The sequence below is a fragment of the Oceanibacterium hippocampi genome (assembly GCF_900172325.1).
GTDB classification, from domain to species: Bacteria; Pseudomonadota; Alphaproteobacteria; order Sneathiellales; family Sneathiellaceae; genus Oceanibacterium; species Oceanibacterium hippocampi.
Genome location: NZ_FWFR01000001.1, coordinates 371767 through 394569, shown reverse-complemented (window position 1 = coordinate 394569; position 22803 = coordinate 371767). Strand labels below are relative to the sequence as shown.

Annotated in this window: 23 protein-coding genes; 6 read left to right on the top strand and 17 right to left on the bottom strand. The window is 66.9% G+C overall.

The features are described from left to right. Positions 1-26: 26 nt before the first annotated feature. The 3 genes from OCH7691_RS01800 (at position 27) to OCH7691_RS01790 (ending at position 3330) form a co-directional block, all read left to right on the top strand. Complete coding sequence (locus tag OCH7691_RS01800) at positions 27-629, top strand: BON domain-containing protein (RefSeq protein WP_085881709.1); 603 nt, start codon at positions 27-29, stop codon at positions 627-629. 130 nt (positions 630-759) lie between these two features. Continuing rightward, positions 760-1722 carry a glutathione synthase gene (gene gshB, locus OCH7691_RS01795; protein ID WP_085881708.1) on the top strand — a complete coding sequence of 321 codons (963 nt, stop codon included), beginning with the start codon at positions 760-762 and terminating at the stop codon, positions 1720-1722. Between the two features lie 84 nt (positions 1723-1806). Then, a complete protein-coding gene (locus OCH7691_RS01790) occupies positions 1807-3330 on the top strand; it encodes a YifB family Mg chelatase-like AAA ATPase (protein WP_085881707.1) in 1524 nt (507 codons plus the stop codon). A gap of 3 nt (positions 3331-3333) precedes the next feature. On the opposite strand, the gene OCH7691_RS01785 is transcribed toward OCH7691_RS01790, so the two are convergent. Then, positions 3334-4125 carry an AraC family transcriptional regulator gene (locus OCH7691_RS01785; protein WP_085881706.1) on the bottom strand — a complete coding sequence of 264 codons (792 nt, stop codon included), beginning with the start codon at positions 4123-4125 and terminating at the stop codon, positions 3334-3336. A gap of 112 nt (positions 4126-4237) precedes the next feature. On the opposite strand from OCH7691_RS01785, the gene OCH7691_RS01780 reads away from it, so the two are divergent. Then, positions 4238-5467: an MFS transporter gene (locus OCH7691_RS01780; protein WP_085881705.1), complete on the top strand. Its 1230-nt coding sequence runs from the start codon at positions 4238-4240 to the stop codon at positions 5465-5467. Between the two features lie 45 nt (positions 5468-5512). On the opposite strand, the gene OCH7691_RS01775 is transcribed toward OCH7691_RS01780, so the two are convergent. Then, positions 5513-5923 carry an MAPEG family protein gene (locus OCH7691_RS01775; RefSeq protein ID WP_085881704.1) on the bottom strand — a complete coding sequence of 137 codons (411 nt, stop codon included), beginning with the start codon at positions 5921-5923 and terminating at the stop codon, positions 5513-5515. A 125-nt stretch (positions 5924-6048) separates the two neighbouring features. Between OCH7691_RS01775 and OCH7691_RS01770 the strand changes: the two genes are divergently transcribed. Continuing rightward, positions 6049-6543, top strand: a complete 495-nt coding sequence (locus OCH7691_RS01770) for a class I SAM-dependent methyltransferase (protein WP_085883439.1) — start codon at positions 6049-6051, stop codon at positions 6541-6543. Here OCH7691_RS01770 and OCH7691_RS01765 read toward each other — a convergent pair. From OCH7691_RS01765 to OCH7691_RS01735, 7 genes are read right to left on the bottom strand one after another with little or no spacing between them, the layout of a single operon-like run. Beyond that, entirely contained in the window at positions 6528-7925 is a 1398-nt protein-coding gene (locus OCH7691_RS01765) for a CoA-binding protein (RefSeq protein ID WP_085881703.1), read from the bottom strand. The two genes, OCH7691_RS01770 and OCH7691_RS01765, sit on opposite strands and share 16 nt — an antisense overlap. After that, on the bottom strand, positions 7922-8725 hold the full coding sequence (gene xth, locus OCH7691_RS01760; RefSeq protein WP_085881702.1) for an exodeoxyribonuclease III: 804 nt from the start codon (positions 8723-8725) through the stop codon (positions 7922-7924). Before xth ends, OCH7691_RS01765 begins: the two co-directional genes overlap by 4 nt. Positions 8726-8763: 38 nt before the next feature. Next, positions 8764-9360: a hypothetical protein gene (locus OCH7691_RS01755; RefSeq protein WP_085881701.1), complete on the bottom strand. Its 597-nt coding sequence runs from the start codon at positions 9358-9360 to the stop codon at positions 8764-8766. Between the two features lie 16 nt (positions 9361-9376). Further along, positions 9377-10426: a gentisate 1,2-dioxygenase gene (gene gtdA / locus OCH7691_RS01750; protein ID WP_085881700.1), complete on the bottom strand. Its 1050-nt coding sequence runs from the start codon at positions 10424-10426 to the stop codon at positions 9377-9379. Positions 10427-10471: 45 nt separating this feature from the next. Further along, positions 10472-11182 (bottom strand): Phenylacetic acid catabolic protein, encoded by a 711-nt coding sequence (locus tag OCH7691_RS01745; RefSeq protein WP_085881699.1) that lies wholly within the window; start codon positions 11180-11182, stop codon positions 10472-10474. Between the two features lie 11 nt (positions 11183-11193). After that, positions 11194-12129 carry an SDR family oxidoreductase gene (locus tag OCH7691_RS01740; protein ID WP_085881698.1) on the bottom strand — a complete coding sequence of 312 codons (936 nt, stop codon included), beginning with the start codon at positions 12127-12129 and terminating at the stop codon, positions 11194-11196. Continuing rightward, a complete protein-coding gene (locus tag OCH7691_RS01735) occupies positions 12122-13153 on the bottom strand; it encodes a 2Fe-2S iron-sulfur cluster-binding protein (protein ID WP_085881697.1) in 1032 nt (343 codons plus the stop codon). The genes OCH7691_RS01740 and OCH7691_RS01735 overlap by 8 nt, the downstream gene beginning before the upstream one ends. Before the next feature lie 361 nt (positions 13154-13514). Here OCH7691_RS01735 and OCH7691_RS01730 point away from each other — a divergent pair, with 361 nt between their 5' ends. Continuing rightward, a complete protein-coding gene (locus tag OCH7691_RS01730; protein WP_085881696.1) occupies positions 13515-14042 on the top strand; it encodes a MarR family winged helix-turn-helix transcriptional regulator in 528 nt (175 codons plus the stop codon). Between the two features lie 28 nt (positions 14043-14070). On the opposite strand, the gene OCH7691_RS01725 is transcribed toward OCH7691_RS01730, so the two are convergent. From OCH7691_RS01725 to OCH7691_RS01690, 8 genes are all read right to left on the bottom strand, one after another. Beyond that, positions 14071-14892: an ABC transporter permease subunit gene (locus OCH7691_RS01725; protein WP_085881695.1), complete on the bottom strand. Its 822-nt coding sequence runs from the start codon at positions 14890-14892 to the stop codon at positions 14071-14073. Beyond that, on the bottom strand, positions 14893-15819 hold the full coding sequence (locus OCH7691_RS01720) for an ABC transporter permease subunit (protein ID WP_085883438.1): 927 nt from the start codon (positions 15817-15819) through the stop codon (positions 14893-14895). It lies immediately after the preceding gene. Positions 15820-15908: 89 nt separating this feature from the next. Beyond that, positions 15909-17063, bottom strand: a complete 1155-nt coding sequence (locus OCH7691_RS01715) for an ABC transporter ATP-binding protein (RefSeq protein ID WP_139839482.1) — start codon at positions 17061-17063, stop codon at positions 15909-15911. Positions 17064-17129: 66 nt separating this feature from the next. Continuing rightward, complete coding sequence (locus OCH7691_RS01710; protein ID WP_085881693.1) at positions 17130-18224, bottom strand: polyamine ABC transporter substrate-binding protein; 1095 nt, start codon at positions 18222-18224, stop codon at positions 17130-17132. Between the two features lie 105 nt (positions 18225-18329). After that, on the bottom strand, positions 18330-19715 hold the full coding sequence (locus OCH7691_RS01705; RefSeq protein ID WP_085881692.1) for an aspartate aminotransferase family protein: 1386 nt from the start codon (positions 19713-19715) through the stop codon (positions 18330-18332). A 224-nt stretch (positions 19716-19939) separates the two neighbouring features. Then, positions 19940-21283: a glutamine synthetase family protein gene (locus OCH7691_RS01700; protein WP_085881691.1), complete on the bottom strand. Its 1344-nt coding sequence runs from the start codon at positions 21281-21283 to the stop codon at positions 19940-19942. Beyond that, positions 21258-22070 carry a gamma-glutamyl-gamma-aminobutyrate hydrolase family protein gene (locus OCH7691_RS01695; protein WP_085881690.1) on the bottom strand — a complete coding sequence of 271 codons (813 nt, stop codon included), beginning with the start codon at positions 22068-22070 and terminating at the stop codon, positions 21258-21260. Before OCH7691_RS01695 ends, OCH7691_RS01700 begins: the two co-directional genes overlap by 26 nt. Positions 22071-22124: 54 nt before the next feature. After that, positions 22125-22790 carry a LolA family protein gene (locus OCH7691_RS01690; protein ID WP_085881689.1) on the bottom strand — a complete coding sequence of 222 codons (666 nt, stop codon included), beginning with the start codon at positions 22788-22790 and terminating at the stop codon, positions 22125-22127. Between the last annotated feature and the right edge of the window lie 13 nt (positions 22791-22803).

Below are 22803 nucleotides of genomic sequence, written 5' to 3'. Positions count from 1 at the left end.
TACCGGATGCGCGACGAAGGGATGAGATGATGCTTCACCGGGACATGGGCCGCTGGCTGTTTCTGGCGACCGGGTTGCTGGCCCTCGGCGGCTGCGCCAGTGCCGTCATCGGTGGCGGCGCCGCGGTCGGCGTCACCGCCGCGCAGGAACGATCGATCGGCAACGCGGTCGACGATATCGGCATCAAGCTCGAGATCAATCACCTTCTGCTGCAGAAGGACCAGGTGCTGTTCACCAATGTCTCGGTCGACGTGGTCGAGGGCCGGGTGCTGCTGACCGGCGACGTCGCCCTGCCCGAGCATCGCGTCGAGGCGGCCCGCCTTGCCTGGCAGGCCGAGGGTGTCAGGGAAGTTCTTAACGAGCTTCAGGTCGATGACCGGAGCACGGTGATGGACATCGCCAAGGATGTCTGGATCACGACCCAGCTTCGCACCGAGATGATCGCCGACCTCGAGATCCGCGACATCAACTACACGGTCGAGACGGTGAACGGGATCATCTACCTGATCGGTATCGCCCGCGACGATGGCGAGTTGCGCCGCGTCACCAGCCGGGCCCGCAATATCCGCGGCGTCCGCAAGGTCATCAGCCATGTCCGGCTGCGCGACGATCCGCGCCGGAACTCGTGACCGGCGGCGGACGGCTCGCGCGGCTCGGCGAGAGCCGGCAACAGTCGAATTGAGCCTGGCCCGGCGCCCGGCTATGGTGAGCGCCCGAACCTGAGGGGACGATCCGTCCCGCCGCATTTCCGGAGACCGCATGAGCCTCGCCGTCGCCATCCAGATGGATCCGATCCAGACCATCGACATCAACGCCGATTCCACCTTCGTGCTGGCGCTCGAGGCGCAGAAACGCGGTTACGGCCTCTATCATTACCTGCCGCGCGACCTGTCGCTGCGCGACGGCCGCGTCATGGCCCGGGCGCGGCCGCTGGAGGTCCGGCGCGAGAAGGGCAACCACGCGACGCTCGGCGCGCCCGAGGTGATCGATCTGCGGACCATGGACGTGGTGCTGATGCGCCAGGATCCACCCTTCGACATGTCCTACATCACCGCGACCCACCTGCTGCAGCATGTCCACCCCGAAACGCTGGTGGTGAACGACCCGGTCAATGTGCGGAACGCGCCGGAGAAGCTTTTCGTCACCCATTTCGAGGGGCTGCTGCCGCCGACCCTGATCACCAGTGACCGCATCGCCATCGACGCCTTCCGGGACGAACACAAGGACATCATCGTCAAGCCGCTCTACGGCAACGGCGGCGCCGGCGTCTTTCACCTGCAGCCGGGCGACGAGAATCTCGGCTCGCTGATGGAGATGTTCACCCAGTTCTATCGCGAGCCGGTCATCGTGCAGCGCTACCTGCCCGAGGTCCGCAAGGGCGACAAGCGGATCATCCTGATCGACGGGAAACCGGCCGGCGCCATCAACCGGGTACCGTCGGCCGGCGAGGCGCGTTCCAACATGCATGCCGGCGGGCGACCCGAACAGGCCGCGCTGACCCGGCGCGAGCAGGAAATCTGCGAGATGATCGGCCCGGCGCTCCGCGAACAGGGCCTGCTGTTCGTCGGCATCGACGTGATCGGCGACTATCTGACGGAAATCAACGTCACCTCGCCGACCGGCCTGCAGGAGATCAACCGCTTCGACGGGGTCTGCCTGGAAGCGCAGATCTGGGACGCGATCGAGGGTCGGCTCAACGGCCGGCGGCCCGGCGCGGCCTGACCCCCCGCGTTTCCCCCGGGGGCATTCGCACGCTTGGCGCGATCTTGCGGTTATGCCTACAATTGCCCTTGGGGGAGGGGCAGCATGGTCGCGCGCGTCAATACGGTCGCCTTTCAGGGCATCCAGGTGATGCCGGTCGACGTCCAGGTGCAGATAGCCGCCGGGCTGCCGGCCTTCACCATCGTCGGGCTGCCGGACAAGGCGGTCGGCGAGAGCCGTGAACGGGTCCGCGCCGCGCTTTCCGCGATCGGACTGGCGCTGCCGCCGAAGCGGATCACCGTCAATCTCGCTCCGGCCGACCTGCCCAAGGAAGGCAGTCATTACGACCTGCCGATCGCCGCCGGGCTGCTTGCGGTGATGGGGGTGCTGCCGGCCGACGAGCTGGAGGCCTTCACGATCCTGGGCGAGCTTGCCCTAGATGGCGCGGTGAGCGCGGTGTCCGGCGTGCTGCCGGCGGCGATCGACGCGGTCGCGCGCGGCCTCGGCATGATCTGCCCCCGCGCCTGTGGCGGCGAGGCGGCCTGGGCCGGCGAACTGGAGATCCTGGCGCCGGCCTCGATCCTGCAACTCGTCAATCACTTCAAGGGCAGCCAGGTGATGGGCCCGCCCGAGCCAAAGCTCGCCGACGACGACGGGGTCGGCCGGCTGCTCGACCTGAAGGACATCAAGGGCCAGGAGACCGCGAAGCGGGCGCTGGAAGTGGCGGCGGCCGGCGGCCACAACATGCTGATGATCGGCCCGCCGGGTTCCGGCAAGTCGATGCTGGCGGCCCGGCTGCCCGGGTTGCTCCCTGACCTGACGCCGGAGGAGGCGCTCTCGGTCTCGATGATCCACAGCCTCGCCGGGGAGCTCAAGGACGGCCGGATCAGCCGCCGCCGGCCGTTTCGCGGGCCGCATCATTCGATCTCGGTCGCCGCCATGGTCGGCGGCGGCAGCCGGGTCCGGCCGGGCGAGATGTCGCTTTCGCATATGGGCGTGCTGTTTCTCGACGAACTGCCGGAGTTCGCCCGCCCGGTGCTCGAGGCCTTGCGCCAGCCGATGGAAAGCGGCGAGGTGCTGATCGCCCGCGCCAACGCGCATGTCGCCTATCCAGCCCGGGTCCAGCTCGTCGCGGCGATGAATCCCTGCCGCTGCGGTCACCTCGACGATCCGGCGCTGGCCTGCGCCCGGGCGCCGCGCTGCGCGCTCGACTACCAGTCGCGGATCTCCGGCCCGGTGTTCGACCGCATCGACCTGCATATCGAGGTGCCGGCGCTCTCGGCCGCCGACTTGACGCTCCCGCCACCGGCCGAGGGCACGGCCGAGGTCGCCGCCCGGGTCGCTGCCGCCCGGGCGCGCCAGCATGCCCGCTTCGCGGCGGCGGGTATCGTGGGCTGCCGCTCGAACGCGGAACTGGACGGCGAGGCGCTGGAGCGGCTGGTCGCGCCGGACGAGGCCGGCCGCGCGCTGCTCACGCAGGCGGTCGGTCACATGCGGCTCTCGGCGCGCGGCTACCACCGGGTGCTTCGTGTCGCCCGCACCCTCGCCGACCTGGAGGGGGCCGAGGACGTCAGCCGGATCCATATCGCCGAGGCGCTCTCCTACCGCCGCATCGCCGCCGGGCGGTGAGCCTCAGCCCTTCGCTTCCAGATAGGTGCCCGGCGACGATCCGAGCGCGCGCCTGAACATCGTCGTGAAGGCGGCCGGGTTGTTGTAGCCGAGATCGATGGCCACCGCGGTCACCGGCTCACCGGCGGCCAGTCGCGGCAGGGCCGCCATGATGCAGGCCTGCTGCCGCCAGGCGACGAAGCTCAACCCGGTCTCGCGACGGAACAGCCGGGTGAAGCTGCGGCGCGAGAGGCCGAGATCGCCGCTCCAGTCGTCGATGGTCTCGTGCAGCCTCGGCTGCCGGACGAAGGCGCGGCAGCGCCGGGCGAGCGCGGCATTGGCGGGCAGGGGCAGCGACAGCGGCAGGGGTGGCAGGCGGCGCATCTCGTGCTGGATAAGGGTCATGATCGCGTCGGCGCGGCCGGCGGGCGCGTATTCCCTCGGCAGGGTGACGGCCTCGGCGAGCAGCGTGCGCATCAGCGGCGGGACGCCGAGCGCCTGGCAATGGTCGGGCATGCCGCGCGCCGCCTCGGCGTCAAGATAGAGACTCCGCATCCTGACCGGGCCGAGCATCCGCACCTCGTGGACCGTACCGGGCGGGATCCATATGCCGCGCTGCGGCGGCATCATCCAGGCGCCATCCGGGGTTGTCACCACGACGACACCGGTCGAGGCGTAGAGCAACTGCCCGCGACGGTGCGAATGCGGTGCGATGAGATAGCCGTCAGGATAGTCGCTGCCGAGGGCGACGACCGGACGCGGCACGTCATCCCGGAAGGTCGGCTGATGGCGTATTTCGCCGATTTCTCTCGTCATGGCCCACTCTCGTAAGAGAATGACCCTATCCCGGTGGCGGGCCGCAGTCGATGATGCAATCTGGAGGCGTTCGGGGCTGGTCTTGCAGCGGGCTTTAACGGGGTTTCCTGGAATGAGTGACATCGCACTGGAACGGCCGAAACCGGCCGGGACCGCGTATGCAGTGCTCGGCGCGGCCAGCTTCTGCCACATGCTGAACGACATGATGCAGTCGCTGGTGATCGCCGCCTACCCGATCTTCAAGGGCGCGTTCGACCTCAGCTTCGCCCAGATCGGGCTGATGACGCTGACCTACCAGGTCACCGCCTCGCTGCTGCAGCCCCTCGTCGGGACCTTCACCGATCGCCGGCCGCAGCCCTATTCGCTGCCGGTCGGCATGGCGTCGACGATGCTCGGCCTGCTCTCGCTCGCCTTCGCGTCGAGCTACCTGCAATTGCTCGCCGGCAGCGCGCTGCTCGGCATCGGTTCGTCGATCTTCCATCCGGAATCCTCGCGCCTCGCCCGGCTCGCGTCCGGCGGCGCGCACGGTCTCGCGCAATCGATTTTCCAGGTCGGCGGCAATGTCGGCTCGGCACTCGGCCCGCTGCTGGTCGCCTTCTTTGTCCTGCCGCGCGGTCAGCAGAGCATCGCCTGGTTCGCGCTTGCCGCGCTCGGCGGCATCGTCATCCTGACCGGGATCGGCAACTGGTACCGGCGGAACGGCCACGCCCGGCGCGTCGTGCGCAGTGCCGCGGCCGCCCACGACATCCCGCTCAGCCGCCGGGCGCTCGGCGGCGCGCTCGGCGTGCTCTTCTGCCTGATACTCTCGAAGTATTTCTATCTGGCGAGCTTCACGTCCTACTACGTCTTCTACCTGATGGAGCGCTTCGCCGTCTCCGAGGTGCAGTCGCAGATCTATCTCTTCGTCTTCCTCGGCGCGGTCGCGGCCGGCACCCTGATCGGCGGCCCGGTCGGCGACAGGATCGGCCGAAAGGCGGTCATCTGGGGCTCGATCGCGGGCGTGCTGCCCTTCACCCTGGTGCTGCCCCATGTCGGCCTCACCGCGACCGTGGCGCTCAGCGTGGTGATCGGGCTGGTGCTCTCCTCGGCCTTCTCGGCGATCGTCGTCTACGCCCAGGAACTGATGCCAGGCCGTGTCGGCATGGTCTCGGGCCTGTTCTTCGGGCTCGCCTTCGGCATGGCCGGGCTCGGCGCCGCGCTGCTCGGCGTCATCGCGGACTGGACGAGCCTCGAATTCGTCTACCGGATCTGCGCCTTCCTGCCGATGCTGGGCTTCCTCGCCGTCTTCCTTCCCGACGTCGAGGGACGAAAGGCAAGGCTCGCGCCCGGCGCCCGACGCTGATGACCGCCGGGGTGGCGCCGGAAAGCGCCGCCCCGGCAGCCGCTCTCAGGCGACGATCTGCCAGAAGATCACCAGGTTGGCGAGCCAGCCGACAGTGAAGATCAGCGTCCGGGCGACCGGGATACCGGCGATCATGATGACCGCATGGCCGATCCGCGCGGCAAGAAAGACCCAGGCCGCGAGCGCCGTCGTGTCGTTGGTCGAGCCCGACAGGGTGGCGACCAGGATGAGCGCCGCGAAAGGCGCCAGGTTCTCGACCATGTTCAGATGCGCCCGGTTGGCGCGCTGCACCCATCCGGGCATGTCCTCATACTGCCCGGTCGGGTATCCCATGCCGGCGGCGAGGCCGCGCTTGCCGGCGGCGCCGGCGATGTACGGAATCCAGAGCAGCAGCGAAAGCAGGGCGACATAGGCGAGAACGCGGAGTTCGTCGATCAGCAGAAGATCCGTCGGCATGGCTTGATCCCTCCCGGCATTGCGCGAATATGCGACATTGCCGACTATCTCACGACCTTGTCGGCGGCGGGCGAAAAATCGTCGTCTTTGGATGGCGCGCGTAACATGTGGACGGGATGCGGGGCATGAGCCGACTGGAAAGCTTCATCCGCCGGGTGACGGCGCAACGCGACTGCCTGAACCGGGCGGTCGCGCTCGCCGACGGGCTCGAAGGCGTCGTCCTCGAACTCGGGCTAGGCAACGGCCGGACCTATGATCATCTGCGCGAGGTTGCCGGGCCGCGGGAGATCTTCGTTTTCGAGCGCAGGGTCGCGGCTCACCCGGACTGCATCCCGGACGACGATCACCTCTTCACGGGCGATTTCCGGGAAAGTTTCCCGCGCGCCGAGGCTCGGCTCGCCGGCCGCGCGGCCCTCGTGCATGGCGATTTCGGCTCCGGCGACCGGCAGGCGACGGCGGCGCTCGCGCGCTGGATAGGCCCGGCAATGCTGCCCTTCCTCGCGCCCGGCGCGATCGTCGTCACCGACCAGCCGCTTTCCGTCGCGGCGCTTGTGCCGCTACCATTGCCCGATGGCGTCGAGCCCGGGCGCTATCACATGTGGCGTTACGAGGCGGCCTGAGCGCGCGCTTTCAGCGCCGGGTAGCGGGCTAGAAGCCCGGCCACTTCAGCCATCGCCTCGACGTCGTTGAAGGCCGGTACGCCAGCCGCCTCGAGGGCGGCGAACCATTCGGCCTTCTTGGGCAGGGTGCCCATCATGGCGTGGAAGAAGGGCAGCTTCGCCTGTCCGGCGAGGGCGACAAGGCGGGCGACGACCGGGTCGGCGTCGACCATGAAGGGCACGACATGGATGCCTAGCACCGCGTCGAACGTGCCGGGACCATGCGCCTGAGCGAGCCCGAAGGCCTCGCCGAAGCGGTCCTCGCGGGCATCGGCCAACAGGTCGACCGGGTTGGCGACCGACGCCTCGCCCGGCAGGCGGGCGCGAAGCGCCGCCGCCATCGCCGCCGGCAGGGCCGGCAACTGCAGCGTCTCGGCCTCGGCGCGGTCGGTCGCGATGACACCGGGGCCGCCGGAATTGGACAGGATCAGGACCCGGCCGCCGATCCCGTCGGGATAGAAGCCGAAACCCTTGGCGGCGAGCAGCAGGTGACGCAGCGACCGGGCGCGGATCGCGCAGGCGGCCTCGCAGAAGGCGTCGATCGCCGCCTCGCCGCCAATCGCGTCGCCGGTATGGGCGCGCGCCGCGGCGATGCCGGCCGGGCCGCGGCCGCCGACCAGCATGACGATCGGCTTGCGCGCCGCGACGCGGCGGGCGACACGGGTGAACGCGTCCCGGTCGCTGACCGACTCGGCGTAGATCAGCAGGCCGCCGACCTCGTCCCGGTCGCCCAGATAGTCGAGATACTCGGTGATCCCGAGATGCATCGCGTTGCCGACGGTAACCACAGTGCCGAGCTTCAGCGCGTGATCGTTGGCGAAGGCGATTGCCTCCTCGGCAAGCGCGCCCGACTGCGAGATCATGGCGATGGAGCCGCCGGGTGGAAAATCGCGCAGGAAAGTCCCGCCGAATTTCATGCGCGGGCCGATATGGATGATGCCGGCGCAGTTTGGTCCGGCGATCCGGATGCCCGCCCGCGCGGCGATCGCGCGCACCTGCTTGTCGCGGGCGATGCCTTCGGGCCCGGATTCCGTGAAGCCGCCGGGCAGGATCAGCAGGTTGCGGTGGTCGCTTGCCGCCGCGTCCTCGACCGCTTCCGGGATCAGGTCCGGACGGATCACGATGATGGCGAGATCGGCGGGTTCCGCCAGGTCGCGCAGGCTCGCCTTCACAGGCAGGCCGAGAATCGTGCCGCCCTTCGGGTTGACCGGAATGATCTCGCCGGAATAGCCACCGATCCGCAGGTTGCGCAGGACCGCGCCCCCCGACGAGGTCGCCCGCTCACCGGCACCGACGACGGCGACCGAGCGGGGCTCGAAGAAGGGTGCGAGGTCGGCCGTCATGCGGCGCGGTCTGGATCGAGATCGAGGATGACCGGTGTGTGGTCCGACGGCTTCTCCCAGCGGCGCGGTTCCTTCGGGATGTCGAAACCGGTCATGGCGCCGACGAGCGGCTCGGTCACCCAGATATGGTCGAGCCGCCGGCCCTTGTCCGAGCCTTCCCAGTCGGGCGAGCGATAGCTCCACCAGCTGTAGAGTTTCTCCGGCACCGGGCGGAAATGGCGGGCGGCATCGCACCAGCGGGCCGCCTGCTGCACGGCTTCCAGATGCTCGACCTCGATCGGCGTGTGACTGACCACCTTGAGCAGCGCCTTGTGCGACCAGACATCGCTTTCGTGCGGCGCGACATTCAGGTCGCCGAGCATGATCATGCGGTCGCCGGCGCGGCGCGCGGTGGCGAACCATTCGCTCATCTCGGTCAGGAAATCGAGCTTGTGGCCGAATTTCTCGTTCTCGGCCCGGTCGGGAATGTCGCCGCCGGCCGGGACGTAGAAATTGTGCAGCTCGATGTCGCCGGGAATGATCACCGAGATATGCCGGGCGTCATAGCGGCCGCACCAGTCGCGACCGCCGGTCACCTCGATCGGCACGCGCGAGAAGATCGCCACGCCGTTGTAGCTCTTCTGGCCGGCCACCACGTGGGCGCTGTAGCCCAGGTCGGCGAAGGCGCGGGTCGGGAAGCCGTCGTCGGCGACCTTGGTTTCCTGCAGGCACAGGATGTCGGGCGCGAATTCCTTCACGAAGCGCTCGACATGGCCGATCCGCGCGCGGACCGAATTGATATTCCAGCTGGCGATGCGCATGACGGCGCTCGTTCCCCTTTACCCCGGATAGAAAGTCGTCAGAACAGACTGAATGTCGAGCCGATGATCCCGAGCGGCCAGCGCCCGGCCTCGAACAGACGGTACTTGATGGCGAAGCAATGCTCGTCGTCGGCCCCTGCGGCAAGCACGAGCGCTGCCTGGTAACACGCCTGGGTGGCCGCGCCGGCGGCGGCGCGGACCAGGGCCTCGTCGCCGATCCCGCCATGCTGGGCGGCGATCGCGGCGGCGCCGTGAACATGGTCCGAGGCGACGCTGGTGACATGGGTCAGCGCGGTCATCAACTCGTGCTCGGGCAGGAACTCGCAGGCATCGGCGATCAGCCCGACGCGAAGCTGTTCCTCCTGCTCCCACCAGGAATCGTTCCAGTCCGGGTTCCGGGCGACGTTTTCCGCCTCGTGCCAGTCCGGGACGAGGGCCACGTCGGCGCCGGGAAAGCCCAGTGCCGAGCAGTAGGATTCCGCTTCCTGCCGGTCCTGCAGACCGATCGTCTCGCCGACCGCGGCGAACCACGGCACCGCCGGGATCAGGCGGGTGAAGCGGGCGACCGCGACCAGCGTCGGATACTCGGCCGGGTCGGGCAGTTCCTCTTCGTCAAAATCGTCGTCGAAGCGCATCAGGGGATCGGTTCCGTCAGTTCCGGCTACGGTCTTCGCGCCAGAATCCGAGCTTCTCCTGCACGACGCGGTCGGAAAAGGAGAACAGCACTGCATCCTCGCTGGCGACGTGAACATACGAGGTCCAGGAGGGAATGACAAAGATGTCGCGCGGTCCCCATTGATAGACCCGGTCGCCGATCCGGGTTTCGCCGTGCCCCTCGACGACCGAGAAGACGATGCCGTCCGAGGACCGGTAGGGGGCGGTTTCGAAAGCCGCCGGCAGAAGCTGCATGAAAGTCGCGATCGACGGCATCGCGTAGTCGCCGTTGACCGGGTTCACATAGCGCATGCGGAGACCGTGGCAGGGGTCCCATTCCGCGCGCCGGCGCATCTGCTCCAGGGCCTCGCGGGTACGGGCATAGGGATAATTGAAGACCGGCGACGACGGGCCGGCATTCCTGTAGCCGTCGGGCAGCAGGCCGGCGCCGTAGCGGGCCTCCGAATCGCCGACCGGCCGGCTGATCGGATGTTCCGGTTCCGGATAGCGTTCCGCGAAGCTGGCGTCGAAGAACTGGATCATCGGGATGTCGAGGCCGTCCATCCAGACCATCGGCCGGTCGGTCTCGTTGCCATGGTCGTGCCAGGTCCAGGTCGGCGTGATGACGAAATCGCCCTCGCGCATGATGGTCCGTTCGCCGTCGACGGCGGTATATGCGCCTTCGCCCTCGACCACGAAGCGGAGCGCGCTCTGGGTATGCCGGTGCGAGGGCGCGATCTCGCCGGGCAGGATGAGCTGAAGGCCGGCATAGAGGCTGGTGGTGATGCGCGACTGGCCGCGCAGGCCCGGGTTTTCGAGAATGAGAACCCGACGCTCGGCCTCCTCGGCGGTGATGATGTTGCCCGCTTCCTCGATGAAGGGACGGACCTCGTCATAATGCCAGATCGCGCTTTCGCAGGTCGAACTCGGCTCGGGCGTCACCAGCGAATGCAGGACTTGCCAGAGCGGCGTCATGTTGCCCGGCGACATGCGGTCGTAGAAATCCTGTCGCGCGTCCTCGATCGATGTCTGCTTCGCCGTTGCCATGTTCGTCTCTCGCTTGTTCGTGCCTGCCGGAGCCTGCGCGCCCCGTCAGTTCACCGTGGCCGCGACCTCGGGAAGTTTCAAGCCCAGTTCGTCCTCGACGACCGTCCGCGCGCGTGACATGAAATCTGCTCGCATCTCGTCGTTGCTACGCTGCTTGATCTGGTATTTCAGATAGATCTCGTTGTTCTTCGACCGGCTGCGACCGAAGAAGGGCGGCAGCATCGGGAAATAATGGTCGATCGCCGCCTGGACCTCGAGGCGGCCTTCCTCGGTCTGGCACAGCTCGGTGCAGAAATCCTTGCCGAACTGGGCGTGGAACCGTTCCTCCGGCATCGTCATGCGGGCGAGGTTGCGGAGCGGCAGGAAGCGGCAATGGGCCAGGTCCTCGACCTGCAGGATCTCGGCGAGATCGGCCAGCAGCTTGATGACGCAGAACTGCGCCCAGGTCTCGAGCGGGAATTCGAAGATCGAAAGCGGCTGCTTGTGTTCCGGCGTCATCTCCGCGGCCGGGACGCCGAGCTCCTCGCCGAGCTCGCGGAAACGGACGTGATGGCCGTATTCCTCCATCGCGACGCGGCAGGTCAACCACTTCGCATAGGGCGTGGGGGCCAGCGCGATTGCCGGTTCGTCGAACACCTGGGCGCCGTAGAGCTCGTTCACCGCGTGGCTGACGACGAGCTTCCTGACCGCCGTCTGGAACTCTTCCGGTTCCCTTTCCAGGTCGTGGCAGGTCTTGATCGGGTCGGCGTTGCTCATCCCGGTTCTCCCTAAATGAGGGGTTCTGAACTGAAGGCCTCGAGATCGGTTTCGAGGGCGGTATAGCCGTCGGCAAAGGCGGCGTCGGCCGCGTCGGCGAGGCTCTGGATCCGCCAGTCCTCGTGCGCGCTCGCCAGCCGCCGCTCCGGGCGGGACTGGTTGAAGAGGAAGACCTCGCGGCCGCGCACCGCGAAAACCTGGCCGCTGACGGTCGCGGCGAGCGGTGACACGAGCCAGCCGGCAACCGTCGCCACGTGGCGCGGATCGAGTTTCATCGCCCGTGTCTTGTAGGTTTCCTGCGCCGGGTTCGCCGGCCGGATCGTATCGGTCACGCGGGTCGCCGCGAATGGCGCCAGCGCGTTGCAGGTGATGCCCGCACGCTGCAGGTCAAGGGCGACGACCCGCGTCAGACCGACCAGCCCGGCCTTGGCGGAGGCATAGGCGGCCTGTCCGAAGTTGCCGTAGAGGCCGGCCGTCGAGATGATGTTGAGCAGGCTGCCGGGTGCCCGGCCGGCCTTGCCCTGGTCGCGCATTCTCGGGGTTGCCGCGTTCAGCAGGTACCAGGCGCCGAACAGGTTGTTGCGGAGCACGGCCTCGAAGTCGCCCGGATCCTGCTTGAAGATGAAGCCGTCGCGCAGGATCGCGGCATTGTTGACGACGATGTCGAGTGCACCGAAGGTCGCCACCGCCTTCTCGACCAGGGCGGCGGCTGCGGACGGGCTGGCCACGCTTTCGGTGAAGGCCGCGGCGCGCGGGCCGAGTTCGGCGGCAAGCGCCCTGGCCGGGGCCGGATCGGCGCCCTGGCCGTCGATCCCGGTGCCGCTGTCGGCGATCACCACGGCCGCGCCCTGATCATGGAGCGTGCGGGCGATGGCCGCGCCGATGCCGCGGGCGGCGCCGGTCACGATGGCGACCCGGCCGTCGAGGAGAAGGGGACCGTCAGCCATTGGCTGCCTCCAGCGCTTGTTTCTCGGCTTCCGTGTAGAAGGCGTCGGCGTGGCAGTCCTCAGGCGCGAGGCCTGCTGCCTCCAGCTTGCGAACGCAGGTCTCGACCATCACCGGCGGTCCGGCGAGGTAGGCCTTGGCCCCGTCGAGGTTGGCGAAGTCGCTGGCGACGATGTCGGCGAGATATCCGGTCCGCCGCTCGGTCGGGGCGCTCGGCTCGGACAGCACCACGGTGAAGCTGAAATTCCCGTGCTGCTCGGCGAGCGCGCGGAATTCCGCCTCGCCGTAGACGTCGCGCTCGTCGCGCACGCCGAGATAGCAGTGAATGGGCTGGGCAAAACCGAGATCGAGGGCGCGGCGGACAATGGAGCGGATCGGCGCCAGCCCCGAGCCGCCGGCAAGTGCCAGGATCGGCCCGCGATGACCCTCGCGGAGCTGCGCGATGCCGTGCGGACCCTCGACGATCACGCGATCGCCGGGGGCCAGTTCCCGGGCGACGAAAGCGCTGACCCCGCCGCCTTCGACCGCGCGGACATGAAATTCCAGGACCTCGTCGCCGGGCGCGCCGGCCATCGAGTAGTCCCGCGGCGGGTGCCCGTTGAAGGCGAGCGAGGCATATTGCCCGGCAGAAAAATCGAAGGGGCCGCCCTCGACGATCTCCAGTCGGACGCGACGGATATCATGGGTAAGCGCGTCCAGCCCGCAGACCCGGCAGGTCAGCCGCCGGAGCGGATGCTGGGGCAGCTCGTCGGGCTCGTTCCAGGCGACATCGCAATCGCTCCACGGGACCGAACGGCAGGCCAGGATGAAGCCGGCCTTCCGTTCCTCCTTGCTCAGCGCATAGGGGGAATGGGGCGACATCTCGACGTCGCCCTCAAAGAGCCGGGACTTGCAGGCACCGCAGTTCCCGGACCGGCAGCCGCAGGGATAGGAGATCCCGGCCTCGAGCGCGGCCTCGAGGATCGTCTGTCCCATCGCCACCTCGAGCGGCGTCTCCGACTGTCGGATCCTGACCCTGTACGACATCAATAGCCTCGTCCGTGCCTGTGACGATAAAACGCGGGCGGCCCGAGGCTGTCAACTAATGTTTGGCAGGCCAACAATATCTGCGAACGCTACAGCCGGCACTTGTCTTCCCGTCGGTAGCGGTGAAAATGAGGCTAGAGCGCCCGGTCAGGGGGATCGACCGGGCGCTCCGCTCGTTGCCGAGTACAGGCGAAGGGAGGGGAAACTCGTTCGCCTGAGGGAAATTGGGGTCGGTCTGGTCACCCAAAATCCTATCCGATAGTTATAGTACAGAAAGCACGAAAAAGCCAGTGCGCCGATGCGATCAGCTGTCGTCGAGAATTGAATTGCCGGGTGAAAGCCGAGAACGGAGAGCAACAGGGTGCAGGAACGGACAGGCCAGGACAGATCGTCGCCCGGCGGGAAAGAGGAGCCGGCGCGCCCCGGATCGGCGGCGGACCAGCGGGCGCAACGGGGGTTCGATCTCGGAATCCTGCCCGAACTTGTCGGTTACAACATTCGGCGCGCCCAGGTTCTCGTGTTCCAGGATTTCGCCCGCAGGATCGAGCGGCACCGGATCACGCCGGGCCAGTTCGGCGTGCTGACGATCATCCATCGCAATGCCGGCCTCAACCAGAGCGACCTCGGTCAGGCGATGGGGGTCGATCGCTCGACCGTCGTTGCCGTGATCGGCCGGCTGGAAAAGCGCGGGCTCGTCGAGCGCCGGCCCGCTCCGAACGACAGGCGGTCCTACGCGCTCCATCTGAGCCCGCAGGGCGAGACGCTCTACGATGTGCTTGCCGGCGATGTCCGGGCCCATGACGAGGGCGTGACAGAGGCCCTCGACGCGGGCGAGCGTGCCGAACTGATCGCGCTCCTGAAGAAGTTGAACGGCAACGGCGCCTCCTGAACGTCGCCTGTCGCCCGCGCCCGGCCGCTCACTCGCTCGCCTGGGCCAGCCTTTCGTCGGCGATGCGCTGCAGGGCCGCGCGCTTCTGGAGCACGCTGGCAATCAGCACGCCGACGGTCACTATGCCGACCAGGATCGTCGAGACCGCGTTGATTTCCGGCGTCACGCCGAGCCGCACCATGCTGTAGATCTCCATCGGCAGGGTGGTCGCGCCGGGGCCCGAGGTGAACGAGGCGATGACCAGGTCGTCGAGCGAGAGCGTGAAGGAAAGCAGCCAGCCGGCAACGAGCGCCGGCGCGATGATCGGCAGGGTGATGACGAAGAAGGTCTTCGCCGGCGTCGCCCCCAGGTCGAGCGCCGCCTCCTCGATCGAGCGGTCGAAGGTGACAAGTCGGGATTGCACGACGACCGCGACATAGGCCATCGCGAAGGTGGTATGCGCGATGGTGATCGTGCCGATGCCGCGCGTCCAGTCGAGCGCGACGAACAGCAGCAGCATCGAGAGCCCGGTGATCACCTCGGGCATCACCAGCGGCGCCGCGACCATTCCGGAAAACAGCGTACGGCCCCGGAACTGCGTGAAGCGCGCGAGCGCCAGGCCGGCAAGGGTACCGAAGACCAGCGCCAGGGTCGACGATATGAAGGCGATCCGCAGCGTCGTCCAGGCGCCGTCCATGATCTTGGTGTTATCGAACAGCGAGACGTACCACTTGGTCGAGAAGCCGGCCCAGACCGTCACCAGCCGTGACTCGTTGAACGAGAAGATCACCAGGATCACGATCGGCAGGTAGAGGAAGGCGTAGCCGAAGGCGAGCGCGGTGACGTTGAACGGGGTGAGCCGGTTGAACATCTAGGCCCGCTCCGCCGCTTTCGCCTGCTGGCGCTGGAAGTAGACGATCGGAACCAGCAGGATGCCGAGCAGGATGACGGTGACCGCGCTCGAGAGCGGCCAGTCGCGGTTGTTGAAGAATTCCGACCAGAGCGTCTTGCCGATCATCAGCGTTTCCGAGCCGCCGAGCAGGTCGGGAATGACGAACTCGCCGACCGCCGGGATGAAGACCAGCAGCAGGCCACCGATGATGCCCGGCACCGAGAGCGGCACGGTCACCAGCCAGAATGCCTTGATCGGCCGGCAGCCGAGATCGGCCGCCGCTTCCAGCAGGCTCAGGTCCATCTTCTCCAGGTTGGCATAGAGCGGCAGGACCATGAAGGGCAGGTAGGAATAGACGATGCCGATATAGACCGCGGTATTGGTGTTCAGGATCGTCAGCGGCTGGTCGATCAGGCCGAGCCAGCTGAGCAGCAGGTTGAGCAGTCCCTCCGGCTTCAGGATGCCGATCCAGGCATAGACGCGGATCAGGAACGAGGTCCAGAAGGGCAGGATGACCAGCATCACGAGGGTTGGCCGCCAGGACGCCGGCGCGCGTGCCATCGCATAGGCAAGCGGATAGCCGACAAGCAGCGTCAACAGCGCCGAAATCCCGGCGATCCGGATGCTCGACAGGTAGGCCCGCCAGTACAGGTCATCCTCGCCGAGGAAGATGTAGTTATACAGGTTGAGATGGATCGCCAGCGTCTCGCCGTCCCATTGCCAGAGCTGGCTGTAGGGCGGGATCGCCGTCAGCGGTTCGGCGAAACTGATCTTCAGCACGATCAGGAACGGCGCCAGGAAGAACAGCAGCAGCCAGATGAACGGGATCGCGATGACCAGCGTCTGGCCGCTGATGCCGAACTTGTCGCCGATGAGGGCGAACCAGCGATAGACCCGGTAGGCCATCATCGCCCGGTGCACCGATTCCAGCCGGCCGCCCGGCGGGGTCGATGCCTGGCGGTCGACATAGGCGGCTACCGGGCGTTTACCCGTATTCATGTCATCAGCACCGCGACCGCGCCGGGTGCCCAGGTCAGGTAGACCCGGTCCTCCCAGGTGATGTCGAGCTCGGTCTCGCGGCTGCGATTGGTGCGAATGGAGGTCACGGTCTTGCCGGAATCGAGCCGGACATGGAAAATCGAGAGGTTGCCGAGATAGCCGATGTCCCAGACCACACCGCTGATGCAGTTGACGGTGGGATCCTCGGGCGGGGTCTTGCCGATCACCATCTTCTCGGGTCGGAGCGCGAGCCAGACGGTGGCCTCGACGTTGGCCGATATGCCGTGGTCGATCCGGAAGCGGCAGTCTGCTTCCGGCGCGCCGATCACGGCATGGTCGGCACCCGATTCGGTAACCCGCCCCTCGAAGATATTGACGTCGCCGATGAACTCCGCGACGTAGCGCGAATTGGGGAACTCGTAGACTTCGGTCGGCGTTGCCGCCTGTACGACACGGCCCTGGTTCATGACCGCAATCCGGCACGAGACGGTCATCGCCTCTTCCTGGTCATGCGTGACGATGACGAAGGTGATCCCGGTCTCCTCCTGGATGTTGACCAGTTCGAACTGGGTCTTCTCGCGGAGCTTCTTGTCGAGCGCGCCGAGCGGTTCGTCGAGTAGCAGCATCTTCGGCCGCTTGACCAGGCTGCGGGCGAGCGCGACGCGCTGGCGCTGGCCGCCGGAGAGCTGGTGCGGCTTGCGCTTGGCGAGTGGCCCGAGCTGGACGAGGTCCAGCATCTCCCGGACCCGGCGGGCGATCTCGTCCCGCGGGACCCGGTCCTGGCGCAGCCCGAAAGCGATATTCTGCTCAACCGTCATATGCGGAAATAGCGCATAGGACTGGAACATCATGTTGACCGGGCGCTCGTAGGGTGGAACGTCCGCCATGTCGACGCCATCGATCTCGATGCGTCCGGAGGTCGGCTTCTCGAAGCCCGCCAGCATCCGGAGCAGGGTCGTCTTGCCGCAACCCGATGGCCCGAGAAGGGCGAAGAACTCGCTGCGGTAGATATCGAGCGAGATATTGTCGACCGCGAGGAAATCGCCGAAGCGCTTGCTGACGTCGACCAGTCGGATGAAGGGTTCGGCCTCCGGATCCGACCACGGCGCCCATTTCTTCTTCTTGGTCGGTTCGGTCGCGCGCGCGGTCAAGGGCCCCCTCCGCAAGTCGTGCCGGAAGATCCGGCGCCCGGTCGCCGACCGGGCGCCCTCTCGATCCTACTGGTTGGCTTTCAGATTGGTCCAGAGGCGCGTCACGATGCGCTGCGATTTGCGGTCATAGGGGGTGGTGACGTAGAGCCTGTCGACGACCTCGTCGCTGGGATAGATGGCCGGATCGCCGGTGACTTCCGGATCGACCAGCGACTTCGACGCCTTGTTGCCGTTGGCGTAGTAGACGTAGTTGGTCGCCTTGGCGATGACCTCCGGGCGCATCAGGTAGTTGATGAATGCAAGGGCATTGTCCGGATGCGGCGCATCGGCCGGGATGGCCAGATTGTCGAACCACATCAGGGTGCCTTCCTTCGGGATGGTGTATTCGACAGAGACATTGTTGCCGGCCTCGGCGGCACGGTCGCGGGCCTGCAGCACGTCGCCGGACCAGCCGACCGCCAGGCAGATGTCGCCGTTGGCGAGCGCGCTGATATATTCGGAGGAGTGGAACTTCGAGATATAGGGCCGGATCGCCTTCAGTACCGGCTCTGCCTTTGCGATCACGTCGGGATCGTGGCTGTCGGGATTCTCGCCGATATAGTTGAGCGCCGCCGGGATCAGTTCGTCCGCGGCATCGAGGATCTGGATCCCGCAATCGGCGAACTTCGACACCACTTCGGGATCGAAGATCATGCGCCAGCTGTCGACCGGGGCATCGGGCATGCGCTCCTTGATCTTGTCGACATTGTAGCCGATGCCGGTCGTGCCCCACATGTAGTTGACGGCATACTTGTTGTCCGGATCATGGATCGCGACCCGCTTCATGATCGCCGGGTCCATATTGGCGATGTTCGGCAGCTTCGACTTGTCGAGCGGCTGAAAAACGCCGGCCTGGATCTGCCGGTTGAGGAAGGTGCCGGTCGGCACGACGACGTCGTAGCCGGTGCCGCCGGTCAGCAGCTTGGTTTCGAGGATGTCGTTTGAATCGAAGACGTCGTAGACGACCTTGATGCCGGTTTCCTGCTCGAAATCGCTGAGGATCTCTTCATCGATATAGTCCGACCAGTTGTAGACATGGACAACGCCCTCGGCGAGAGCGATGGAACTTGTCAGTGCCAGAAGGCCGACCGCTGCAACGAGCGATCCCGCCGGATTTGCCATTTCTCTCTCCCATTCCTGCCGGGGAAATTGCCGTCTGCTGCAATCATTGCGGTCAGTCCGGGCCGGCTGTCAACTCCCCCTTTTGCAACGCACCATCGAGCGCGATCAGGCGCTCACGCCGAGGTCGCGCGCGGTCAGGTCGAAGGCAGTCCGGGCCAGCCTGACGAGCTCGTCGACTTCCTCGCGACTGATCGTCAGCGGCGGCGAGACGACCATGGTATCGCCGACCGCGCGCATCACCAGTCCGTTGCCGAAGCAATGGTCCCGGCAGATCATTCCGACGCTCCGGTCGGCCGGAAAACGGCTCCGCGTCGCCTTGTCGGCGACGAGTTCGAGCGCGCCGAGCAGGCCGATGCCGCGAACCTCCCCGATCAGCGGATGGTCGGCGAGACTCTGCAGACCCTGCTGGAGGTAGGGGCCGATATCCTCACGCACCCGGGTGACAAGATCTTCTTCCTCGATGATCCGGATATTCTCGAGCGCCACGGCGGCGGTCACCGGATGTCCGGAATAGGTGAAGCCGTGCGAAAGCTCCTCGTCGGCGCCGCCGATCGCCGCGGCGACGCGGCCGCCCAGCACCACCGCCGAAATCGGCTGGTAGCCGGACGACATGCCCTTCGCCATCGTCATGATGTCGGGGCGGATCCCGAAGGTATCGCAGCCGAACCAGTTGCCGGTCCGGCCGAACCCGCAGATCACTTCGTCGGCGACCAGAAGGACATCATGCTTGTCGCAGATCCGCTGGATCTCGGGCCAGTAGGTCGCCGGCGGAATGATGACGCCACCGGCGCCCTGGATCGGCTCGGCGACGAATGCGGCGACATTGCCGGCGCCGAGTTCGAGGATCTTCGTTTCCAGGCTGGCCGCCGCCTTGAGGCCGAATTCCTCCGGCGAGAGGTCGCCGCCGTCGCGGAACCAGTAGGGCGCGTCGACCTTCTCGAAGCCGGGCAGCGGCAGGTCGAACTGCGGATGCATCGGCGTCAGGCCAGACAGCGAGGCGGCCGCGAGCGTCACGCCGTGATAGCCGGAATTGCGGCTGATCATGATCTTCTTCTCGGGGCGGCCCTGCAGGTTCCAGAAATAGCGGACGAACTTGACCATGCTGTCGTTGGCTTCCGAGCCCGAGCAGGCGAAGAAGACGAGTTCCATGCCCTCCGGCGTGACTTCGCGGATCTTGGCGGCAAGCTCGACGGCGGGCGCATGGGTGGTCTGGAAGAACGTGTTGTAATACGGCAGGTCGCGCATCGTCTCGAAGGCGACCTGGGCAAGGCGTTCGCGACCGTAGCCGACATTGACGCACCACAGGCCGGCCATGCCGTCGAGCAGGCGCTTGCCTTCCGAATCCCACAGATAGACGCCTTCGGCGCGGTCGATGACGCGCACGCCCTTGGCGCCGAGCGCGGCATGGTCGGTGAACGGATGCAGGTGGTGGGCCGCGTCGAGCGCGCGCAATTCGGCGGTCGTCGGGCGATGCTTGTTGCTGATGGACATGGAAACCTCTGATCGTCGCGCTGGAAGGGTGACGGCTGGGTCGTCGCGCGCGATCAGGGATTGTAATCGATGCGCGCGCAGTCGATCAGCAGAATCCGCTTCCGGCAGAGACCGGCCGTCCGGTTCGGTGGGCAGGCGCGTCGCATGGCCGCGATCCTAGCAAATCGGGGGCGTAAATCGAAGCCCCGGAATATGCGCCGGGGCGTCGCGCATGCACGGCCGCGTCAGACGTTGAGCAGGAGATGCTCCCGTTCCCAGGCGCTGATCACCTCGTGATAGGCATTCATTTCCTGCTGCTTCACGGCGACCAGAAGATGCGCAAAATCGCGCCCGAGGATCCGCTGCAGGTCGCTGGAGTGGCGGAGTTGCTCGAGCGCGTCCGGCAAGTAGCGGGGCAGCGCGAAGTCCGGCTTGCCGTACGCCGAGCCGATCGTCGGCTCGCTCGGCTTCAGGCGCTGGCTCATGCCGAGATATCCGCAGGCGAGCGTCGCCGCGATCACCAGATAGGGATTGGCGTCGGCCCCGGGGACGCGGTTCTCGACCCGCCGGTTCTCCCGTCCCGAGGCCGGTATTCGCAGGCCGACGGTGCGGTTCTCGTCGGCCCAGAGCAGGTTGATCGGCGCCGACCAGTCCGGCGTGATGCGGCGGTAGGAATTGACGTTCGGCGCGAGCAGGGGCATCGCCGCCGGCGAATACTCCTGCAGGCCGGCGATGTAGGACAGGAACAGCCGGCTGTTCTTTCCGGCCCGGGTGGAGAAAAGGTTCTCGCCGGTGCGGGCGTCGACCAGGCTCTGGTGGATGTGCATCGCGCTGCCCGGCTCGTTCTGATAGGGCTTCGCCATGAAGGTCGCATAGACGTCGTGGCTGATCGCGACGTTGCGGACGGTGCGCTTGAACAGGAAGGCCTGGTCGGCCATCGACATCGGCTCGCCGTGGTTGAAATTGATCTCGACCTGGGCCGCGCCCGCCTCGTGGATCAGGGTGTCGACATCGAGTTCCTGCGCCTCGCAATAGTCGTAGACATCCTCGAAGATCGGGTCGAACTCGTTGACCGCGTCGATGCCGAAGGACTGGCGGCCGACCTCCGGCCGGCCCGAACGGCCGATCGGCGGCTGCAGCGGCAGGTCCGGATCGAGATTGCGCGCGACCAGGAAGAATTCGAGCTCCGGCGACACGATCGGCTGCCAGTTCCGGCGCTTGAAATGGTCGAGCACCCGGCGCAGCACCTGTCGTGGCGCGAAGGGCACCGGTTTGCCGCTTCGGTAGTGGGCGTCGCAGATCACCTGCGCCGTCGGCTCCGAGTACCAGGGCACGAGGCGGAGCGTTGACGGGTCGGGCCGGAGAATCACGTCCGGTTCGATCTCGTCCGTGACGTCGGTCGTCACGAATTCGCCAGTCACCGTCTGGGTAAAGATGTTCTCAGGCAGGCGGAGGCTCTGGTCCAACTGGCTCTGGATGAACTTCCGGGCCGGCAGGATCTTGCCGCGCGCGATACCGGTGATGTCCGGGACGAGGCACTCGACCTCGGTAATGCCGCGTTCTTTAAGCCACGATTCGATTTCGTCCATATCCGCCCGCTTGTGCCGGTCTGTCGTTGCGCCGCTCCGCGTGCTGCCGGCAGGCATCGCCGAAGGCGGCGAAGATGGCACGAGAGAGCGGGATTTCAGTGGCTTTCCATTCCGGATGCCACTGCACGGCGAGCGCGAAGGCCTGCGCGTCGGCGACCCGAACCGCCTCGATCGTGCCGTCGGGAGCCGTCGCCTCGACCTCCAGGCCGGTGCCCAGACGGTCGATGCCCTGGCCGTGCAGGCTGTTCACGCGGGCATGATCGGTGCCTGCAATCGCCGCGAGCTGTCCGCCCGGCGTGAAGGCGATTTCGTGGCGGAGCGCGTAGCGGACCTCCATCGGGTCGCTGTCGCGGGAACGATGGTCCGTCCGTCCCGGGACCTCCTCGACATGCTGGTGCAGGCTGCCGCCATAGGCGACGTTGAGTTCTTGCAAGCCCCGGCAGATCGCCAGCATCGGCACGCCGGCCCGGATCGTCTCGCGGATCAGCGGCAGGGTCGTCGCGTCCCGCCTGGCGTCCTTCATGACGCCGTCGCGGGCGGGTGGGCCGGCATAGTGATGCGGCTCGATGTTCGACGGGCTGCCGGTGAACAGCAGGCCGTCGAGACGGTCGAGCATGGTCGTCCAGTCCACCGCCGGGCCGAGCGCCGGGATGACCAGCGGCACCGCCTCCATGGCATGGGCGACGGCGTCGACGTAGAACGAACTCAGGACATGAAAGTCGCGCCGGTCCAGGTCCCGGACGCAGGCGGTAACCCCGATCAGCAGTCGGTCTCGTTCAGCGGACATCCCGTACCTCGCACAGCTCGCCGGCATCGCCGGCGTGACCCGCGCACGGCTGCGTTATCGACCAGGGCCGGAAGGAGCCGGATCCTGGAAGACGAAAAGCTTGGCCGGCAAGTCGAGATTATAGACCGGATTGACCAGCGTCACTTGTGTTTCGTAGCCCTGCGGATCCAGCGCGATCCACTTGCGGAGCGCCATCGGCTCCTCGCTGAAGATCAGCGTGAGGGCGCCCTCCTCGGGCGATCCCGAATCACGGACGCGGACCGAAACAAGCCCGCCGACCCGCTCGACCGCCTCGATCCTGATGCTGTCGCCGAGCGACACCTCGTCGCGCAGCAGCACGCTGATCGGAGTCGAGAAGAGCGGCAGCCGGGTCACCTGCTCGACCTCCTTGTCGTAGAAGATCAGCCACAGGCCGTCCGCGACCACGAGAATCGGTACGTCTGGCTGGTATTCGAAGCGCGCCTTGCCGGGGCGGCGCAGGTAGAACTCGCCGTTCACCACGCTGCCGTCCGGGCTGACCTGGATGAAGGATGCCTTCATCGACCGGATGCCGTTGAGATAGGCCTCGATCCTGGCGACCACGGCGCCGGCCTCGGCTGGCGGCAAGGGCGTCGCGCTCGCGCCGAGCGGCAACAGGGCGAGAAGGAACGCCGCCGCCAGGCCGCGAAGGCCGGACAGCAGGCGATGACGGATTGAACCGCGGAGGGGGAATGCGATCATTCGCCTCACATAG

Bases quoted from the DNA above. Each gene is read 5' to 3' on its own strand.
- OCH7691_RS01800 (WP_085881709.1), top strand. From the start codon at position 27: ATGATGCTTCACCGGGACATGGGCCGCTGGCTGTTTCTGGCGACCGGG.
- gshB (WP_085881708.1), top strand. From the start codon at position 760: ATGAGCCTCGCCGTCGCCATCCAGATGGATCCGATCCAGACCATCGAC.
- OCH7691_RS01790 (WP_085881707.1), top strand. From the start codon at position 1,807: ATGGTCGCGCGCGTCAATACGGTCGCCTTTCAGGGCATCCAGGTGATG.
- OCH7691_RS01785 (WP_085881706.1), bottom strand. From the start codon at position 4,125: ATGACGAGAGAAATCGGCGAAATACGCCATCAGCCGACCTTCCGGGAT.
- OCH7691_RS01780 (WP_085881705.1), top strand. From the start codon at position 4,238: ATGAGTGACATCGCACTGGAACGGCCGAAACCGGCCGGGACCGCGTAT.
- OCH7691_RS01775 (WP_085881704.1), bottom strand. From the start codon at position 5,923: ATGCCGACGGATCTTCTGCTGATCGACGAACTCCGCGTTCTCGCCTAT.
- OCH7691_RS01770 (WP_085883439.1), top strand. From the start codon at position 6,049: ATGAGCCGACTGGAAAGCTTCATCCGCCGGGTGACGGCGCAACGCGAC.
- OCH7691_RS01765 (WP_085881703.1), bottom strand. From the start codon at position 7,925: ATGACGGCCGACCTCGCACCCTTCTTCGAGCCCCGCTCGGTCGCCGTC.
- xth (WP_085881702.1), bottom strand. From the start codon at position 8,725: ATGCGCATCGCCAGCTGGAATATCAATTCGGTCCGCGCGCGGATCGGC.
- OCH7691_RS01755 (WP_085881701.1), bottom strand. From the start codon at position 9,360: ATGCGCTTCGACGACGATTTTGACGAAGAGGAACTGCCCGACCCGGCC.
- gtdA (WP_085881700.1), bottom strand. From the start codon at position 10,426: ATGGCAACGGCGAAGCAGACATCGATCGAGGACGCGCGACAGGATTTC.
- OCH7691_RS01745 (WP_085881699.1), bottom strand. From the start codon at position 11,182: ATGAGCAACGCCGACCCGATCAAGACCTGCCACGACCTGGAAAGGGAA.
- OCH7691_RS01740 (WP_085881698.1), bottom strand. From the start codon at position 12,129: ATGGCTGACGGTCCCCTTCTCCTCGACGGCCGGGTCGCCATCGTGACC.
- OCH7691_RS01735 (WP_085881697.1), bottom strand. From the start codon at position 13,153: ATGTCGTACAGGGTCAGGATCCGACAGTCGGAGACGCCGCTCGAGGTG.
- OCH7691_RS01725 (WP_085881695.1), bottom strand. From the start codon at position 14,892: ATGTTCAACCGGCTCACCCCGTTCAACGTCACCGCGCTCGCCTTCGGC.
- OCH7691_RS01720 (WP_085883438.1), bottom strand. From the start codon at position 15,819: ATGGCCTACCGGGTCTATCGCTGGTTCGCCCTCATCGGCGACAAGTTC.
- OCH7691_RS01710 (WP_085881693.1), bottom strand. From the start codon at position 18,224: ATGGCAAATCCGGCGGGATCGCTCGTTGCAGCGGTCGGCCTTCTGGCA.
- OCH7691_RS01705 (WP_085881692.1), bottom strand. From the start codon at position 19,715: ATGTCCATCAGCAACAAGCATCGCCCGACGACCGCCGAATTGCGCGCG.
- OCH7691_RS01700 (WP_085881691.1), bottom strand. From the start codon at position 21,283: ATGGACGAAATCGAATCGTGGCTTAAAGAACGCGGCATTACCGAGGTC.
- OCH7691_RS01695 (WP_085881690.1), bottom strand. From the start codon at position 22,070: ATGTCCGCTGAACGAGACCGACTGCTGATCGGGGTTACCGCCTGCGTC.
- OCH7691_RS01690 (WP_085881689.1), bottom strand. From the start codon at position 22,790: ATGATCGCATTCCCCCTCCGCGGTTCAATCCGTCATCGCCTGCTGTCC.